This is a genomic window from Candidatus Binatia bacterium, assembly GCA_035631035.1.
Classification (GTDB): Bacteria; Eisenbacteria; RBG-16-71-46; order SZUA-252; family SZUA-252; genus DASQJL01.
The window spans coordinates 189,668-207,423 of the sequence record DASQJL010000113.1 but is presented as its reverse complement, the minus strand read 5'-3'; the positions used below and the strand labels follow the sequence as shown (position 1 = coordinate 207,423).

Annotated in this window: 17 protein-coding genes and 1 tRNA gene; 8 read left to right on the top strand and 10 right to left on the bottom strand. The window is 69.9% G+C overall.

From position 1 onward, the window contains the following. The 3 genes from VE326_13215 to VE326_13205 form a co-directional block, all read right to left on the bottom strand. The coding region (locus VE326_13215) for a hypothetical protein (protein HYJ34164.1) at positions 1 to 1,011 on the bottom strand (1,011 nt) is incomplete at its 3' end. Continuing rightward, entirely contained in the window at positions 1,008 to 2,720 is a 1,713-nt protein-coding gene (gene polX / locus VE326_13210) for a DNA polymerase/3'-5' exonuclease PolX (protein HYJ34163.1), read from the bottom strand. The genes polX and VE326_13215, both read right to left, overlap by 4 nt. A 37-nt stretch (positions 2,721 to 2,757) precedes the next feature. Then, positions 2,758 to 3,183 (bottom strand): DUF2203 domain-containing protein, encoded by a 426-nt coding sequence (locus tag VE326_13205; protein ID HYJ34162.1) that lies wholly within the window; start codon positions 3,181 to 3,183, stop codon positions 2,758 to 2,760. 66 nt (positions 3,184 to 3,249) lie between these two features. Between VE326_13205 and VE326_13200 the strand changes: the two genes are divergently transcribed. Further along, complete coding sequence (locus VE326_13200; GenBank protein HYJ34161.1) at positions 3,250 to 4,794, top strand: TldD/PmbA family protein; 1,545 nt, start codon at positions 3,250 to 3,252, stop codon at positions 4,792 to 4,794. 1 nt (position 4,795) lies between these two features. Beyond that, the gene (locus VE326_13195; GenBank protein HYJ34160.1) at positions 4,796 to 6,142 is read left to right on the top strand and encodes a TldD/PmbA family protein; all 1,347 of its coding nucleotides are present in this window, start codon (positions 4,796 to 4,798) and stop codon (positions 6,140 to 6,142) included. Here VE326_13195 and VE326_13190 read toward each other — a convergent pair. Next, on the bottom strand, positions 6,139 to 7,146 hold the full coding sequence (locus VE326_13190; GenBank protein ID HYJ34159.1) for an NAD(P)/FAD-dependent oxidoreductase: 1,008 nt from the start codon (positions 7,144 to 7,146) through the stop codon (positions 6,139 to 6,141). The genes VE326_13195 and VE326_13190 overlap by 4 nt on opposite strands. A 77-nt stretch (positions 7,147 to 7,223) precedes the next feature. On the opposite strand from VE326_13190, the gene VE326_13185 reads away from it, so the two are divergent. The 5 genes from VE326_13185 to VE326_13165 all read left to right on the top strand — a co-directional run bounded on the left by VE326_13185 (position 7,224) and on the right by VE326_13165 (position 11,819). After that, positions 7,224 to 8,159, top strand: a complete 936-nt coding sequence (locus VE326_13185; protein HYJ34158.1) for a radical SAM protein — start codon at positions 7,224 to 7,226, stop codon at positions 8,157 to 8,159. Positions 8,160 to 8,188: 29 nt separating this feature from the next. Next, positions 8,189 to 8,968, top strand: coding sequence for a metallophosphoesterase family protein (locus VE326_13180; GenBank protein HYJ34157.1), 780 nt, complete (start codon positions 8,189 to 8,191; stop codon positions 8,966 to 8,968). Between the two features lie 3 nt (positions 8,969 to 8,971). Beyond that, on the top strand, positions 8,972 to 10,291 hold the full coding sequence (locus VE326_13175; GenBank protein ID HYJ34156.1) for an MFS transporter: 1,320 nt from the start codon (positions 8,972 to 8,974) through the stop codon (positions 10,289 to 10,291). Between the two features lie 227 nt (positions 10,292 to 10,518). Beyond that, a complete protein-coding gene (locus tag VE326_13170; GenBank protein ID HYJ34155.1) occupies positions 10,519 to 11,118 on the top strand; it encodes an outer membrane beta-barrel protein in 600 nt (199 codons plus the stop codon). A 95-nt stretch (positions 11,119 to 11,213) separates the two neighbouring features. Next, positions 11,214 to 11,819, top strand: coding sequence for an outer membrane beta-barrel protein (locus tag VE326_13165; GenBank protein ID HYJ34154.1), 606 nt, complete (start codon positions 11,214 to 11,216; stop codon positions 11,817 to 11,819). Positions 11,820 to 11,913: 94 nt separating this feature from the next. Here VE326_13165 and VE326_13160 read toward each other — a convergent pair whose 3' ends face one another. From VE326_13160 to lipB, 3 genes are read right to left on the bottom strand one after another with little or no spacing between them, the layout of a single operon-like run. After that, positions 11,914 to 12,459, bottom strand: a complete 546-nt coding sequence (locus VE326_13160) for a hypothetical protein (GenBank protein HYJ34153.1) — start codon at positions 12,457 to 12,459, stop codon at positions 11,914 to 11,916. Next, positions 12,459 to 13,871 carry an aspartate ammonia-lyase gene (locus VE326_13155; GenBank protein ID HYJ34152.1) on the bottom strand — a complete coding sequence of 471 codons (1,413 nt, stop codon included), beginning with the start codon at positions 13,869 to 13,871 and terminating at the stop codon, positions 12,459 to 12,461. The genes VE326_13160 and VE326_13155 overlap by 1 nt, the downstream gene beginning before the upstream one ends. Before the next feature lie 39 nt (positions 13,872 to 13,910). Then, entirely contained in the window at positions 13,911 to 14,369 is a 459-nt protein-coding gene (gene lipB / locus VE326_13150) for a lipoyl(octanoyl) transferase LipB (GenBank protein HYJ34151.1), read from the bottom strand. Between lipB and VE326_13145 the strand changes: the two genes are divergently transcribed. Next, positions 14,334 to 14,442 (top strand) — tRNA-OTHER (locus VE326_13145). The two genes, lipB and VE326_13145, sit on opposite strands and share 36 nt — an antisense overlap. Positions 14,443 to 14,680: 238 nt before the next feature. On the opposite strand, the gene VE326_13140 is transcribed toward VE326_13145, so the two are convergent. The 3 genes from VE326_13140 to VE326_13130 are packed head-to-tail and all read right to left on the bottom strand — an operon-like array spanning position 14,681 to position 17,743. Then, the gene (locus VE326_13140) at positions 14,681 to 16,186 is read right to left on the bottom strand and encodes a dihydrolipoamide acetyltransferase family protein (protein ID HYJ34150.1); all 1,506 of its coding nucleotides are present in this window, start codon (positions 16,184 to 16,186) and stop codon (positions 14,681 to 14,683) included. Between the two features lie 34 nt (positions 16,187 to 16,220). Further along, positions 16,221 to 17,204, bottom strand: coding sequence for an alpha-ketoacid dehydrogenase subunit beta (locus VE326_13135; protein HYJ34149.1), 984 nt, complete (start codon positions 17,202 to 17,204; stop codon positions 16,221 to 16,223). Positions 17,205 to 17,245: 41 nt separating this feature from the next. Further along, a complete protein-coding gene (locus VE326_13130) occupies positions 17,246 to 17,743 on the bottom strand; it encodes an acyl-CoA thioesterase (GenBank protein HYJ34148.1) in 498 nt (165 codons plus the stop codon). Positions 17,744 to 17,756: the final 13 nt, after the last annotated feature.

Genomic DNA, 17,756 nt, shown 5'->3' with positions numbered 1-17,756 from the left:
CGCGAACGCCCGCTCGATCCCTGCCGAGGCGGCGCCGCCGCCCTCCGTCCGGTCCACCTCCCGCATCCGGAGCGCCACGGCGCGATAGTGGCCGGCCCCCGGAGGGAGTGTCTCGAGGGCGCGGGCGAGCAGGCGTCCCGCCTGGCGGCGCGCCCGCTCCACCGCGGGCTCCGGCTCCTCGGGCGTCTCGCGCAGCGCGCGGGCCATCAGCCACGCCAGCAGGTCGTAGAAGGCGCCGGTGAAGACGCGGGAGAAGGAGTGCGGCTCGGACGAGAGCGAGTCGTCGGCCGCACGGTCGGGGAGCGTCGCGGGCGAGCGGTAGCGGAACCCGTTGTTCGCGTCCCGCAGGCGCGTCGGATCGGAGATCGCCTGCGGCCCGTAGTTGTCGTACACGGCGCGCCCCAGCGCCTCGGCCAGGCGCGAGACCAGGTTGCTCTTCCGGAACGCCGCGCCCGTCTCCTCGAGGAACCGGCGCCGCACGGCCGGCTCGGTCAGGGTGACGAGGAGCGACGAGCAGTCGGCGAACGCCTCGTGAAACGCCGCGATCTCGGGATCGGCGCTGGACCAGAAGGCGGGCTGATCGACGTCGAGCACCGCGTGTCCCGTCTCGTGCGCCACCACGTCGAGGCTCTCGCAGGCGTAGACGGCCCGCCCGGTCACCCGGTCGGTGTCGTAGAAGAACTGGAGGCTTTCGCGATCGTAGAAGGCGTTGAGGTCGCGACCGGCGCGAAGCCGCACGCGCAGCGGGTGCCCGTCGTGCCACGCCGCGAAGTCGCGATCGAAGAGATCCTCCCAGACGCGGATCGTCCGGCGGAGCGCCGTCTCCCCCTGCCAGTACTGGAACGCGAGGGTGCCCGGATCGTAGGGCGCGGGGGCGTAGCGGCGGCCGTCGATCACGTAGGTGGGATCGACGTCGAGCGGCGCGATCGGCGTCGCGGGGACGAGTCCGACCGACGATTCAGGATCGTTCGGGAAGATCCGGATCGCGCCGGCGGCCCGGCGGCGCTTCATCGCCGCGCGCGGAAGAACTCGAGTGCGCCCTCCACGGGGAGCGTGTTGACGATGTCGTCCTTGCCCAGCCATCCCTTGCGGGCGGCGCCGATTCCGTAGCGGAGGTCCTGGTAGCCGCTCACGTGGTGCGCGTCGGGATCGATCGCGAATTTCACCCCGAGCGCCCTGGCGGCGGGGATCTCGCGCCAGTCCAGGTCGAGCCGGCGCGCATGGGCGTTGATCTCCACGACGACGCCCTCCTGCGCCGCGACGCGGAAGACCTCGTCGAAGCGGATCCGGAACCCCTCCCGCTGGAGGAGCAGCCGTCCCGTGGGATGCGCCAGGATGCTCACGTGCTTGTTCCGCAGGGCTTTCACCACGCGCGCGGTCATCTCGTCCTCGCCCATGTTCAGATTGGTGTGGACCGACGCCACGACGAACTCGAGCCGCTCGAGCACCCGGTCGGGGTAGTCGAGCGTGCCGTCCGGCATGATGTCGACCTCCGCTCCTTTCAGAATACGGAGGTCGCGCGACTTCGAGTTCCACTTGTCGATCTCCCGCCCCTGGCGGATCAGGTCCTCCTCGGAGAGTCCCCCGGCGTAGCGCACGCTCTGGCTGTGGTCGGAGATGCCGAGATACTCGGCGCCCGCGACGACCGCCGCCTCCGCCATCTCCTCCAGCGTGGACTTGCCGTCGCTGGCCGTGGTGTGGCAATGGAGGATCCCCTTGAGATCGCGCGCCGTGACCAGGCCGGGAAGGCGGCCCGTCTCGGCCGCCTCGATCTCGCCGCGGTCCTCACGCAGCTCCGGCTCGACGTAGGCCATGCCGAGCACCTGGAAGAGGTCGGCCTCGCTCGCGATCGGCGCGTGCTCGCCGCCGGAAAGCTCGTATTCGTTGAGGCTGAAGCCGCGCTCGATCGCGCGCTGCCGCACCCGCACGTTGTGCGCGACGCTCCCGGTGAAGTAGTGGAGCGCGAATGGGAACTGCGCGTCCGTCACGAGCCGGAGGTCCACGGCGAGCCCGGTGGGCAGGCGCACCGAGACCTTGGTGTCCCCCTGGGCAATGATCGAGGCCTGCGGCAGGAGCGCCAGGAACGCCTTCGCCACCGCGCCGGGCTTCTTCGTCGCGACCAGGAGGTCCACATCCTTCACGGTCTCGACCCAGCGGCGCAGGCTTCCGCCCAGCTCGGCGCGGATCACGTCCTTCCGGTCGCGGAGGGCGGCCAGAATCTCCTCTGCGATGGGGCGGACGACCGCGGCCAGCTCGCGCTGGCCGCCCCGCTCCAGGAAGGCGATCCCCTCGAGGATCTTCTTCTCCGACTGCTCCCCGAACCCCTTCAGGCCGCGGATGCGCCCTCCCTTCGCCGCCTCCTTCAACGCCTCGACCGACGCGATCTGGAGGAGGTCGCAGAGGGTGCGGATCCGCTTGGGGCCCAGCCCCGGGATGCGCATCATGTCGAACCATCCGACCGGGACCGTGGCGCAGAGGTCCTCGAAGTACTTCATCTTCCCGGTGGTCCAGAGCTCTTCGACGTTCTTCTGGATGGAGGAGCCGATGCCGCGCACTTCGGAGAGGCGCTTCTCGGCGATCAGGGTCCCGAGGTCTTCGGAGAGGGCATCGACCGCGCGGGCGGCGTTTTCATAGGCCCGCACCTTGAAGGGGTTCTCCCCCTTGATCTCGAGGATCGCGGCGATCTGCTCGAGGGTGCGGGCGACGTCGCGCTTGTCCACGGGCTAGAACTTGCGGCCTGGGCCGGGGTTCTGGAGGTCAGCGCAGCTCGTCGAGCGGGCGGCGTCCGGAGAAGCCTTCGTCGAGCGGGTGCCAGTGCTCGATCCGCGGCTCCCCCCGCCGCCAGCAGAGGCAGACGATCTGCTCCCGGTGCATGGTGTAGAAGTCCACGAGGCCCAGCTCGAGGTCGCGGACGATGCAGCCGTGCCGGGAGACCTCGGCCAGGATGGAGCGGAAACGCTCCACGGTGGTTTCGTAGGCATCCTCCTTCTCCCCCAGCGACCGGAGATCGGGGTTCAGGTCGCTGGCCCCCGAGCCGGCGATGGCGCGGAGAACGTCGATCTCGCGCTTCAAGCCGGTCACCGAGCGACCCAGGCCGGCCAGGCGGTCCAGGGCTTGGTCCAGGTAGGGGAGGAGCTGATTGGCTTCTTCGATGGTGAAGATCCGACTGCGAATGCGTTCCATTGGGCCGACTCTAGCATCGGCCCCGGAGCCTTGCAACCGAGGGCCGTTTTTGCGAGGCTCACGCTAATGCCCTGGGACAAGCCGATCTCCCGCCGGATCTTCCTCCGGCGCGGCGCGTTGGTCTCCACCGCCGTCCTGACCGGGACGCTCGCTCCTTCAATCCTGTTCCGCCGCGACGCCCAGGCGGCGATCATGGGCATCGGCCAGGAGCTGCGCGACATCCTGAACGAGGAGACGGTGAACCGGATCCTCGCCGAGGCCCTCCAGCGCGGCGGCGATTTCGCCGAGGTCTTCGCCGAGCAGCGATTCCGGACCAGCATCGTCCTCGACGACGGAAAGATCGACTCGGTCACCTACGGCTATCCGCGGGGCGCCGGCGTGCGCGTGGTGCGCCGCACCCAGACCGGCTACGCCTACACCGACGACATCACCTACAACTCGCTCCTCGACGCGGCGCGCGTCTCCTCCAGCATCGTCGAGAACCAGAGCCCCGTCTCTCCGATCAGCGTCGCGCAGCGCCGCCTGGTCGCGCCGTTTTTGCTGCGGGCGCCCGCGCCGCTGATGGTCGAGCTGGCCAAGTTCGACCTGGTGCGCCGCATGGACCAGGCGGCGCGGTCCGTCGATCCGCGCATCGTCTCGGTGCGCGTCGAGTACCAGGACGAGGTGCGCGACGTGCTGATCGCGACCTCCGACGGCGGGTACGTCCTGGACCGGCAATACCTGCTCTTCGCTTCCTGCGCCCCGACCGCGGTCTCGGGGAGCGCGCGGCGGATGGGCTTCAACAGCCTCGGCGGGCGCGTGGAGGCGGATTACCTGACGCGCGTCACGCCGGAGGCGACGGCGCAGAAGGCCGCGCGCCAGGCGATCACGCTCCTCGAAGCGGGGCCGGCTCCCGCGGGGCCGATGCCGGTCGTGATCGGGCCCGGCTGGGGCGGCGTGCTGATCCACGAGTCGCTGGGGCACGCCTCGGAAGGGGACGGCGTGCGGCGCGGCACCTCGCTGCTCACGGGCAAGCTCGGGAGCGTGATCGCCTCCCCCCTCGTCCGCGTGGTGGACGACGGGCGCTGGGTGAACGGACGCGGCACCGCGGTGACCGACGACGAGGGCACGCCGTCACAGCGCACGATCCTGGTCGAGGGGGGCGGTCTCGTCTCCTACCTGCTCGACAAGCAGAACGCGCTGCTCCTGGGACTCCGCTCCACCGGAAACGGGCGCCGCCAGTCCTACCGGCAGCGTCCCATCCCGCGCATGACGAACACCTACATCGATCGCGGCACCGACGATCCCGGCTCGCTCCTGAGCGACATCCCGAAGGGGTTCTACGCGGCCGACCTCGGCGGCGGCTCGGTCGAGACGACGAGCGGCAACTTCAACTTCGCGGTCCGGGAGGGGTACCTGATCGAGAACGGGAAGATCACGCGACCGGTCCGGAGCGCGGTGCTGATCGGCAACTCCCTCGAGTTCCTGCAGCGGATCGAGGGGGTGGGCACCGATTTGATCGTGGACCAGACGCGCGGCACCTGCGGCAAGGACGGGCAGTCGGTCCCGGTCGGCGTGGGGCAGCCCACCGTGCGCGTCTCCTCGATCACGGTCGGCGGGACGGCGATCTAGCATGCCGAACTTCGCGCCGCGCGAGCTGATGGAGCGGGTCCGCACCAACGCCGAGCGCTCCGGCGCCTCCCAGGCCGAGACCTACCTCGAGATCGTGCACTTCACCGAAGTGCGCGTGCGGCAGCGCGAGGTGGAGCTGGTGCAGCAGTCGGTCATCCAGGGGATGGGGCTCCGCGTCTTCCGCGACCGCCGTATGGGCTTCATGTACACCACCGATCTCCGCACCCCCGTGCTGGACGAGATCGTGACGCGAACGATCGCCCTGGCGGCCGAGGCGACGCCGCGCGACGAGAACAAGATCTCCGAAGAGCCGGCGCCCGCCGCGCTCGAGCTGGAGATCGACGACCCCGGTGTGCTCCGGTTGGGACCGGCCGATCTCACCGCCCTCGCCCGCGCGGCCGAGGAGAACGCCTTCGCCCAGGACAAGCGCGTGCAGTCGACGCGCGACGCGCGATGCGGGGTGCAGTCGAACGAGATCCATTTCTCGAGCACCTACATTCCGTACCAGACCTACCGCGCCAGCGCCTGCTGGCTGGCCGTCGAGGCCGTCGCGTCGCAGGGCACGCAGAAGCGCACCGGCGGCTTCGCGGACCGGAAGCGGATCTTCGCCGACCTCGAGACGCCGGAGCGCGTGGGGCGGAAGGCGGCCACGCGCGCGCTGGCCAAGCTGGGGGCCGCCGCCGTTCCCTCGGCGAAGGTCGCGGTGATCTTCGAGGCCGAGGCCGCGGGCGAATTCCTGCGCGGGCTCTTCGGCGCGGTGAGCGGGCCGAACGTGCTCGAGCAGCGCTCGTTCCTGGCGGGGAAGCTGGGGACGGCGGTCGCGTCGCCCCTCGTCACCATCGTGGACGACGGGACGATCCGCCGCGGCCTGGGCTCGCGTCCCTTCGACGGCGAAGGGGTCCAGTCGCGGCGCAACGTGGTCGTGGACCGCGGCGTGCTCCGCCGCTTCCTCCAGACCTCGGTCTCCGCGCGCCGCATGGGGGTCGGAACCACGGGGAACGCGGGGCGCGGCTACGATTCGATCCCCGAGGTGCAGCCCACGAACTTCTTCATCGACCGCGGCGGCCAGCGCCTGGACCGGATGATCGCGGAGACGCCGCGCGGCCTCTACGTCACCGACCTCGCGGGGTTCGGCATCGACGTCGTGTCGGGGGAGTTCAGCCAGCAGGTCGAGGGGTCCTGGATCGAGGCGGGGAAGCTCGCGAAGCCGGTCGAGGGGATCACGCTCGGGGGGCGGATCCCGGACATGCTGCTGGGCATCGACGCGGTGGGGAGCGACCTGGAGTTCCGGAGCAACGTCGCGTCGCCGAGCCTGCGCTTCAAGGAGTTGACCGTGGGGGGCGCCTAGGCCGTCTTCGGCTGCGCGTCTCCCTCTTCCTTGGGCGCGGCGTACAGCTCGCCCACCGTGAACTTCTTCGGCTGCTTCACGTAGACGTAGGCCGAGTTTCCCGCCGCCGCTCCCTCGCTGCAGGCCGTGATCAGGAGCTTGTACTTTCCCGGGTAGGTCGCGATGTCCCCGCAGCTGAACACGCCCTTGATGTTCGTGTTCATGACGTTGTCCACCTGGATCTGGTTGCCCGAAAGCGTGAGCCCCCACTGGCGGATGATCTTCGTGTCCATGAGATAGCCGATGTTGATCGAGACGAGATCCACCGGGATCTCCTCGACGTCGCCGGTCTTCTTGTTCCGCACCAGCACCGATTCCACCCGGCCGTCCCCCCGGATCTCCACGGTCTCCGTCTCGAGCAGCGCGCGGATGCGGCCGGACTCGGCGATCTCCTCGACGTAGGAATCCATCCCCTGCCACTTGTCCAGCATGTGGATCAGCGTGACCTCGGAGACGTCCTTCAGGGAGAGGGCCGATTCCAGCGCGCTGTCGCCGCCGCCGATCACGAGCACGCGCTTCCCGCGGCTCTCCTCGACGTCGGGCATGCCGTAGCCCACCCCGTGGCCGCGCAGCTCGGCCTCGCCCGGCTTGTTGATCTTCCGCGGCTCGAAGGCGCCGCCGCCCGTCGCCACGATCACGCTGCGCGCCTCATAGGCGCCCTTCGTCGACGTGACGCGGATCAGGTTCGCCTCCTCGTCGCGCGCGATCATCGTCACGTGCTCCCCCTCTCGGATCGCGGCGCCCATGTGGTTCGCCTGGTCCACGAAGTTCCGGCCGAGGACGTCCCCCATGACGTAGGTGTAGGAGGGGTAGTCGTGGACCGGCTTTTTCGGGTAGAGCGACGCGAGCTGGCCGCCCGCGACGGCGGTGTCGAGGAGCAGCGTGGACATCCGCCGCATGCGCGTGAAGAGGGCGGCGGAGAGGCCGGCCGGACCGGCGCCCACGATGAGGACGTCCCAGATCAAGCGGGTCTGGCTCCAGGGAGAGGTGGGTGGAAACGCGGGATGAGGATAGCACAGGAGCGTGCTAGGCTCGGTTCGCCATGGCTCCCGCTTCCGACGCGTCCATCCCCTTGCTGGCGCGCGGCGCCGCGCCGGCATCCGACCGGGAGCGGGCGCGCGTCGCGCCGCGCGTTCCGTTCCTGGGCCTCGACACCGTCTGGTTCCAGGTCGGGGGGACCCTCTGCAATCTGAAGTGCCGGCATTGCTTCATCTCGTGCGGCCCCGCCAATCACGATCACGAGCTGATGAGTCGCGACGAGGTCCGCCCCTACCTGCTCGAGGCGGAGTCGCTGGGGGTGAACGACCTCTACTTCACCGGCGGCGAGCCGTTCCTGAACCGGGAGCTGCTCGGGATCGTGGAGGACGCGCTCCGGATCGGGCCCGCGACGGTGCTGACTAACGGCACGCTGATCACCGACGATCGGGCCCGTGCCCTGGCCGAAGCGCATGAAGCCTCGCGCTATTCGCTCGAAGTGCGCGTGAGCGTGGACGGGACCACGCCCGAGCGGAACGATCCCATCCGCGGCGCGGGCTCGTTCGACGAGGCGATGGCCGGCGTGGAGCGGCTCGCCGCGGCCGGGCTGAACCCGATCCTCACCGTGGCGCGCACCTGGGAGGACCACGAGGACGACGCGATCCGGGAGCGCTTTCACGAGATCCTCCGCTCGCGGGGGATCGCGCGGCCGCGCGTGAAGGTGCTGCCGCTCTTCCTCCTCGGAAGGGAGCCGGAACGGACCCGCGGGTACGGCGCCGAAGAGCTCCTGACCGAGGAGCACCTGCGCGGCCACGATCCCTGGTCGCTCCAGTGCTCCACGAGCCGCATGGTGACGAGCCGGGGCGTCATGATCTGCCCGATCCTGATCGATGCGCCCGACGCCCTCATGGGGAAGTCGCTGCGGGAATCGCTCCGCCCGCACCCGCTGGCGCACGGCGCCTGCCATACCTGCTGGGCGACGGGGGCGACGTGCCGGAACTGAGCGCCGGTCGCCATCGTCCGGGGAGGAGCGTGGAAGGGGCACTCGCCGTGCTCGGTGGCGTCTATTCGAATCACCGGGCCCTCCGCGCCGTGCTCGAGGACGCGCGGGGTCGGGGGGCCGTCCGGATCTTCTGTCTCGGCGACCTGGGCGGCTTCGGCCCCAATCCCGATCGCGTGTTCCCCATCCTCGAGGAATACGGGGTCGAGACGGTGGCGGGGAACTACGACCGCTCGCTCGCGGCTGGGCTCGCCGATTGCGGCTGCGGCTACGCGCATCCCCGGGACAACGAATACGCCCGGCGCTCCTACGACTACACGAACCGATGCACCACCGACGCGGAGCGCCGGTGGCTGGCGTCGCTGCCCTCGGAACTCCGCTTCACACGAAACGGAAGACGATGGCTCCTCTGCCACGGCTCGCCCCGGCGGGTGAACGAGTTTCTGTGGGAGTCGACCACGTCCGACCGCTTCCTCGACCGCCTGCTGCGGGAATCGGGCGCCGACCAGGTGCTCTGCACCCATACCGGCCTCCACTGGCAGCGCACGCTGCCGGGCGGCGGCCGCGTGGTGAACGTGGGCGCGGTCGGCCGCCCCGCCAACGACGGCCGCACGGACGTGTGGTACGCCTTCTTCGAGCCCGGCGCCGAGGCCGCCTGCTTCGTGCCCGTCGCCTACGACCACGAAGCTCTCGCGCGGGAGATGGAGGACGAGTCCCTGCCCGAGGAGTTCGTGGAGACGATCCGCACCGGCTGGTGGACCACCTGCCTGGAGATCCTGCCCGCGAAGGAGCGCGCCCGGGGACGCTTCTAGCGGATGCACCGCGCGCTCGGGAGCGTCGTCCGCGAGTACGTCGACCAGGTCCGGCATTCCGGCAGGAACGCGCGGCTCTACCTGGCCGGACTCTTCCTGATCGGCTTCGGGCAGTCGATCTTCTCCCTCCTCTTCAACCTCTACCTGCGCGCGCTCGGCTTCTCCGATGCCGGAATCGGGCAGATCATCTCGAAGATCTCGCTCGGCGCGGCCGTCGCGGCGATCCCGGCCGCGTTCCTCTTCCGCTCGACGGCGGCTCGCGTGATCCTGGTGGGCGCGGGCGCGCTCTGCGCCGCGATCAGCCTCCTGCAGGCCTCCCTGACCGAGCCCGAGCTGATGCTGGTCGTGGCGTTCGTGTCGGGGATGGCGCTGACGGTCTACCGCCTCTCGATCGCGCCGGTCGTGATGAGCGAGGTGGCCGAGCCGGCCCGGCCCTTCCTCTTCAGCGCCGCGTTCACGGTGCTCGTGTTCGCGGCGATCCTCGGCTCGGCGATCGGGGGATTCCTGCCGCACCTCTTCCACCTGCTCACCCCCTCCGACCGGCTCGCGCTCCGCTGGTCGCTCTTCATCTCGGCCGCCGCCACGCTGCTCTGCGTGATCCCGTTCCACCGGATGCAGCACCCGGGCCGGACACCGTCCGGCCCGGAACCTCCGGCCGCCTTCGCGCCCGGAGTCTTCGTCGAGCGGCGGCTCCGCGGCGCATGGCGCCAGGTCCGCGATCTCGCGGAGTTGGACTGGGCGCTGAATCTCAAGCTGGTCGCGCCGGCGATGCTGATCGGCCTCGGCGCGGGACTCATCATTCCGTTCCTGAACCTCTACTTCCGGGACCGCTTCGGGTTGAGCGAGGGCTCGATCGGGCTCCTCTTCAGCGCGATGCAGGCGTTCATGGTGGCGGGGAACCTCTTCGGTCCGGCGGTCTCGCGACGGATGGGGCTCGTGCGCGGGGTGGTGGTGACGCAGCTCCTGTCGGTGCCGTTCATGGTGGCGCTCGCGCTCTCGAGCTGGTTTCCGCTCGTGGCCGCCTCCTTCTTCCTCCGGAGCGCCCTCATGAACATGAACCAGCCGCTGTCCTCCCACTTCGCCATGGAGGTGGTGCCGAAGCGCGACCACGCGATCACGAACAGCCTGCTCTCCCTGTCCTGGTACCTGGCCTGGAGCGTGAGCGCCGACGTGGGCGGCGTCCTGATCGAGCGAAAGGGCTACACGGAGCCCCTCCTGATCGCCGCCGCCCTCTACGTGGCCGCCTCGGTCCTCTACTGGTACTTCTTTCGGAACGTGGAAGAAGGCCGGATGCCCCGGGCGGAGGTGGAGATACCTAGTTAAACTGCCGGCCAGCGCTCTGGCCGGCAACCCCTTGGCCTTACCGTAACCCGCTCGCATTTAGTCTTTTAACGCACAACCCCCTCCCCAAGACCACCCCCCTCAAGTTCCCCCCGTCACATGCCGATTCAATGTCGGTCGGGGTGGTGGGCGCCGCGGCACGGATGCCGATCCAAGGGGCGCCCAGTGGGTGGAATCGGAAGTCCGTCTACAAACAGAAGGGGGAAGCAATGAAGCGGATTCATCTGGTTCTTGCGACTGCGGTCGTCGGTCTGGCGCTTGCGCCGTTCGCCAGCGCGGCTCCGGGCAACTCGTTCGAGCTGAACGCGGGCTATTCCAAGTCCTCGACGGACGTCACGTCGGGAGTCGACATCGCCGGCGCCGAGAACTCGATGGGCGGCGGCCTGTCGTTCGGTGCGGGCTACTGGCGCAGCGCGTCGCCGATGATCTCGTTGGGTCTCGAGGCCGGGTTCGACAATCTCGGCACGGCCAACTATGACAACGGCACGACGACGGACAACGAGCTGAAGAGCAGCGCGTTCCGCGTGAATCCGGCCGTCCGCTTCAACTTCGGCGCCGGCGTCGGCCCGTCCTTCTACGCGCAGGGCGGTGCCGGTCTGTACAACGTCTCCATGGACATCAAGGACAGCGTCGTGGGCGATGCCAGCGACAGCCAGTCCAAGATCGGCTTCAACGTCGGCGCGGGCGTCAGCTTCCCGGTCGGCCCGAAGTCGCGCATGAACCTGACGGGTCTCTATCACACGGTGTCGACCGAAGGCCAGAGCCTGAACTACATCCAGTTCCGCGCCGGCGTCGGCTTCGGCCTGTAATTGCGGGGTTGTGGCAACAGGAAGTCGGGGCGGCGCCCGTCGGCGCCGCCCCCTTCTCATGAAGGGCTGAAGCCCTCGAACCCACGGAGCGCACGATGAATCGCAATCTCGTTCTGGTTCTCATGGCGGTGGTGCTGATGGCCGTCGCCTCCACCGCGGGCGCCGCGACGCGTCCGCACCACGAGTCGGGCTCGAACCCGGGCACGCTCGAGCTGAACCTGGGCTACGCGAAGTCGTCGGAAGACATGGGCGGGGGCGACACGATGGGCGGGGGTCTCGCGTTCGGCGCGGCGTACTGGCTGCATCCGTCCCCTTCGGTCACGTGGGGTCCGGAGTTCTCCTACGACGGCCTGGGCAGCGTGTCGTACGACAACGGCTTCACCACGAACAACGAAGCGTCGATGCACCTGTGGCGCGTGCACCCGACGATCCGCTACACGTTCACGAAGGGCGTCGGCACGCAGTTCTTCGGACAGGCGGGCGCGGGGCTGTACAACGTGACGGCCAAGATCGACGACAGCGTGCTGGGCAACGCGTCGGCGTCCGATTCCAAGTTCGGTTTCAACCTCGGCGCGGGCGTGGACTTCCAGGTCAGCCCGAAGACGCGCATGAACGTGACGGGCCTCTATCATGACGTCGCGACGAGCGGCTCGAGCCTGAATTACATGCAGTTCCGGGCGGGCGTCGCCTTCAATCTGTAATCCGCAGTCGAGTCGCAAGGAGCGGGGCGGTCGCCGCGAGGCGCCGCCCCGCTTTTCATGGAGCGCGCGAGGGCCGTGGGACCGGCCCGTCGCGCTACCGCATCGAGGCCGCGCCGGGGAGCCACTCTCCGATCCGGTAGGCGGCGGCCGAGACCAGCTTGGCCTTGCCGTTCCGGTACTCCACCTCCAGCGCGCGCACCTGCTCCGGCGTACGCTCCTGGACCAGCACCAGACGGTGGTTCTTCTCGTCGGGATCGAGCACGGCCGCCTCGGCGAAGCCGTGGGACACCAGGGCGCCGTACAACAGCGTCCGATCCCCCTTGTCCGGCTCCACGTAGACCGCCCAGCGCTGGGCGTCCTGCCACAGCGGCCCGGTCGGTCCCGTCGCCACGTCCGCCGCGATCACGACCCGGTCGAGCTTCTTGTCCCCGTCGAGGTCGGCCGAGATCTCGCGGCGGTAGGGCCAGGACGCGACCTCGGCCGCCTTGATGCGGGCCGTGTCCACGGGGGCCGCCGTCGATTCGGGGACCCGGCCGTCGCGCTTGGAGCAGGCGGGGATCGCGAGCGCGGCGAGGAGCAGCACGACGGCGGCGCCGAGGCCGCGCGCCACCGTCATCGTCGAACCCGGGCTGGCGCCCATCAGTTGCCGCCCGGGTGCGTCATCCCTTCGGGGGAGAATGCCTTCGCGATCTGCTCCTCGGTGAGGAGCTTCCGCTCCCGCACGATCTGCACCACGGTCTTTCCGGTCTTCGCCGACTCCTTCGCGACCTCCGCGGCCGCGAGGTAGCCGATGTAGGGGTTCAGCGCCGTCGCGACCGAGATCGAGCGGTCGAAGTAGCCGCGGCAGACCTCCTCGTTGGCGGTGATTCCGTCCACGCACTTCTCGCGCAGCGCCTTCAGGGCCGGTGCGAGGATGTGGAGCGAGCGGAGCAGGTTGTGCGCGATCACCGGCATCATCACGTTCAGCTCGAGCTGTCCCGCCTGCGCGGCATAGGCCACCGTGGCGTCGTAGCCCAGCACCTGGAAGCAGACCATGTTCGTCATCTCGAGCATCACCGGGTTCACCTTGCCCGGCATGATCGAGGAGCCCGGCTGCACCGTGGGGAGGACGATCTCGTTGAAGCCGGTCGTCGGCCCGCTGGCGAGCAGGCGCAGGTCGTTCGCGATTCGCGTCAGGTCGAGCGCGAAGCCGCGCAGGTCGTTCGAGAGACGGACGAGCGGCGCCATCGACTGCATCGCCTCGAAGAGGTTGGGTGCGGGCGTGAAGGGGGCGTCCACCATGGCCGCCAGGTTCGCCACGGCTCGCTCGCGGTACTTCGGATGCGCGTTGATCCCCGTGCCCGCGGCGTTCCCGCCGAGCCCCAGCGCCAGAAGTCCCGCGCGGCTCCGCTTCAAGGAATCGGCCCAGCCGTCGATGGCGACCTGGTAGCCGCCGAACTCCTGGCCGAGGGTGATCGGCACCGCGTCCTGAAGGTGGGTCCGCCCCGACTTCAGCACGTCCGAGAACGCGCGCGACCGCTCTCCGAACGATCGCGCGAGCAGCTGCATCTCCTCGACGACGGGGCCGCTCAAGACGTACGTCGCGAGACGGATCGCGGTGGGGATCACGTCGTTCGTGGACTGGGCCATGTTCACGTGATCGTTCGGGCTCACGAGCTTGGTGTCCCCCCGCTCGCCGCCCAGGAGCTCGGCCGCGCGGTTGGCGATCACTTCGTTCACGTTCATGTGGAACGACGTGCCGGCGCCCGCCTGATAGGCGTCCACGACGAACTGGTCGTCGTGCTTGCCGGCCAGGATCTCCTCACCCGCGCGCACGATGGCGTCGGCCTTCTTCGCGTCCAGCGCGCCCAGCTCGGCGTTGGCGCGCGCGGCAGCGATCTTGATGCGCGTCACCGCGCGGACCATCTCCGGATGGAGCCGCTCGCCGCTGATCGGGAAGTTGGCGACCGCCCGGGCGGTCTGGACGCCGTAGTAGGCGTTCGCGGGGACTTCGAGGGAACCGAGGGAATCGCGTTCGGTGCGGGTGCCGCCGCGGGACGCCGCGGCGCTCATGGTTTCGACCATCGTGATTCCGAGCCTCTCGGCCGGAGTCTATACATGCACCAGGTCCTCGGCCGAAAGCTGGACCTGGCGCCCCCATATCTCGGTGAAGGAGGCGGCCAGGCGCGCCGCCACCTCCTCGCGCGGCGGCGCCGCCCCGAGGAGCGAGGCCAGCGAGCCCACGCCCAGATGGCGGATGCCGCACGGATGGATCCAATCGAAATGGGCCAGGTTGGGATTCACGTTCAGCGCGAATCCGTGGAAGGCGATCCAGCGGCGCACGGCCACGCCGATCGCCGCGATCTTGCGCGGTCCGACCCAGACGCCGGTGTAAGGCGGTCGCCGCTCGGCCGGGAGGCCGAACGACGCCACGGCCCGGATGACCCCTTCCTCGAGGTCGCGCAGGTAGCCATGCAGATCGCGGCCGCAGGGAAGGTTATCGAGCGCCACGACCGGATAGCCGACGAGCTGTCCCGGGCCGTGGTAGGTCACGTCGCCGCCGCGCTCCACCGCGACCACCTCGACGCCGCGGAGCTGGTACTCGGCGGCCGAGAGGCGGAGGTTCGAATCCTTGCCGGCCCGTCCCACCGTGATCACGGGGTCGTGCTCGACGAAGTAGAGGCAATCGGGGGCGCGGCCGGCGGCGCGCGCCTCGACGGCGCGGCGCTGGAACTGCAGGGCGGCGACGTAGGGCACGCGGCCCAGATCGTAGGCGGGGATCGGCGAGCGCGGCCCGTAGTCGGGCGGCTCGTACGGCCGGGCCGAGGGATGTTCCAACACCCCGCGCGCGCTGGACGAGCCCCCCGGGAGGATCACGGCGCCTACACCGCGTCGAGGAGCCAGCTCTCCGGATCCTCGAGCAGCTCCTTCACCCGGTGGAGGAACTGCACCGCGGGGGTGCCGTCCACCAGCCGGTGGTCGAAGGAAAGAACCAGCGTCATCATCCAGCGCACCACGATGCGGTGGTCGCGCACGACGGGGCGCTCCTCGATCAGGTGCACGCCGAGGATGCCGACCTCCGGGACGTTGATGACCGGGACCGACGAGGTGGCGCCGAACATGCCGGCGTTGGTGATCGTGAAGGTGCCGCCCTGGATGTCGTCCAGGGTCAGCTTCTCCGCCCGGGCGCGCGCGCCCAGGTCCTCGATGTCGGCGGCGATCTGGAGCAGGTTCTTCCGGTCGGCGTCGCGCACGACGGGGACGATCAGCCCCTGGTCGCGGTGCACGGCGATGCCGATGTTGTAGTACTTCTTGTAGTGCACCTCGGTGTCGGTCATCGAGGCGTTCAGGATCGGGTGCTCCTTCAGCCCCCGCACCACCGCTTTGACGATGAACGGCATGTAGGTGAGCTTGACGCCGTATTCGCGCTGCACGCGGTCCTTCATCCGGCCGCGCATTTCGACGAGGGCGGTCATGTCCACCTCGTCGGCCACGGCGCAGTGCGCGGCCGTGTGGCGCGCCTTCACCATGTTCTGCGCGATCATCTTCCGCACGTTGGTCAGGGGCTCGACGGTCTCCTCGCGCGCGCCGGTCGCGGCGAACGCGGGGGTCGGGATCGCCCGGGTCGGCTGGGGCCGCGGCGCGGCCGGCGCGGGCTCGAAGCGGTCCATCCGTCCCGGAGCCGTCGCGGGAGCGCCGCGTCCGGGCGCCGAGGCGGCGACCTTCCGCGCCTCGAGATAGGTGAGCACGTCCTCGCGCGTCACGCGGCCGCCCATGCCGGACCCGCGGATCTGCGCGACGTCGACGTCGTTCTCCTTGACCAGCTTCCGCACCGCGGGGGAGAGGCGCTGGCCGTCGTCATGCGGGGCGACGTTGTTGGTCGCGACTCCGCCCGCGGGGCGTCCCGACGGAGCGCCGCCGAAGGCGGGGGCCGAGGCGGAGGCGCGCGGCCCGGCCGCCACGGCGCCGAGCGGAGCGTCGCCCTGCGGCGTCCGGCTCTGCGGCGAAGCCGGCGTCGCGGCGGCGGCGCGCGCGGCTCCGGCGTCGGCGCCGGCGTTCGAGGAGGAGCCCGCGCCCGCGCCGGAGGCCGCGCCCGCGGCGGCGTGCGCCGGGGCCGGCGCGGCCGCGCCTCCCGCGGGAAGCGACTCGCCCGGGGCCAGGATCGTTCCCAGCTTTTCGCCGACCTGCGCGACGGTGCCCTCGGCGGCGGTGATCTCGCCCAGGGTGCCCGCGGTCGGGGCGGGGAGCTCGATGTTGATCTTGTCGGTGATGATCTCGACGATCGGCTCGTCCTTGGCGATCGGCTCGCCCACCTGCTTCAGCCACTTGCCGATCGTTCCCTCGACGACGCTCTCGCCGAGCTGCGGCACGACGATGGTTACCGGCATCCGTTCCTCCGAGCGCGGCCCGAAGCCGCCGGGATCAATAAGCGACGGTTTCGCGGATCGCCTGCGCGATCCGGTTGGCGTCCGGCAGATAGGCATCCGCCAGGACGGGCGCGAACGGCTCCTGCGGCGCGTCCGGCGGCGACACGCGGCGGACCGGCGCGTCGAGGGAGCTGAAGCCCTCTTCGGCGATCATGGCCGCGATCTCAGCCCCCACGCCCATCGTGCGGGACGATTCGTAGACGCAGATGGCGCGCGAGGTCTTCTGCACCGACTCGAGAATCGTCTCCTTGTCGTACGGCGCCAGGGTGCGGAGGTCGATCACCTCCACGTCGATCCCCTCGGCGGCCACCTTCTCCGCCGCCTCCAGGGAGCGGTGCAGCATCAGCGCGTAGGAGATCACCGTGACGTGGGCTCCCTTGCGGACCACGTTCGCCTTGCCGAGCGGCACCGTGAAGTCGTGCGTGGGGACCGGCCCCTTGGAGGTCCGGTAGAGCCGCTTGTGCTCGTAGTAGAGCACGGGATTCTGTCCGCGGAAGGCCGACTTCAAGAGCCCCTTCGCGTCGTACGGCGTCGCCGGCGCCACGACCACGAGCCCGGGCGAATGCATGAACCACGACGCGTTGAACTGCGAGTGGAAGAGGCCGCCGCCCACCGCGGCGCCGCAGCAGCAGCGGATGACCATGGGGCAGGTCCACATGCCGCCCGAGCGGTAGCGCATCTTGGCCGCGTGCTCCACGATGCCGTCCACCGCGAGCGAGATGAAGTCGTCGAACTGGATCTCGGGGGAGGGAATCAGCCCCGCGAGCGCGGCGCCCACCGCCCCCTGCACCAGGAAGTTCTCGGAGATGGGACTGTCGATGACGCGCATGGGGCCGAACTTCTCGTACAGCCCCTTGGTCGCCTTGAACACGCCGCCGTAGTTGGCGATGTCCTCGCCGATCAGAAAGATCCGCGGGTCGCGCTCCATCTCTTCATGGAGCGCCTGCGTGATCGCCTCGATCATCGTGATCGTCTTCACATCCGCCGGAGCGGCCGCCGGCGCTTGGGTGTCGAACGTCTTCATCGATGCTTGGTCTCCCCCGGATGCTCCGGTGAATGCCCCGGTACAGGCTCCGGTTCGTGCGGGTGGTCCGGCCTTGCTCGGAGCCGCGCCTCGCGGCGGCCCTCGGCCGCGCGCGCCTCGCGGCGCTCCTCCTCCGTCTCCAAGATCAGCGGCGGCACCGGCGCCGGCCGACCCTGCTTGTCGATCGCGACGAACGTGAGATACGCCGTCGAGGTCGGGCGCCGCTCTCCGGTCAGCAGATCCTCGCACGCCACGTCGACGCGGATCTCCATCGAGGTGCGGCCCGTGTACGTCATGCGCGCCGCGATCACCGCGAGCTGACCGACGCGGATCGGCGCGAGAAACGACATCTGGTCCAGCGACACCGTCACCGTCTCCTGCCGGCAGTGCCGGTGGGCGACGATCGCCGCCGCGAGATCGATCCAGTGGAGCACGCGGCCGCCGAGCACGTTGCCCAGCGTGTTCGCGTCGTTCGGCAGCACCAGCTCGACCATCTCCACCCGCGAT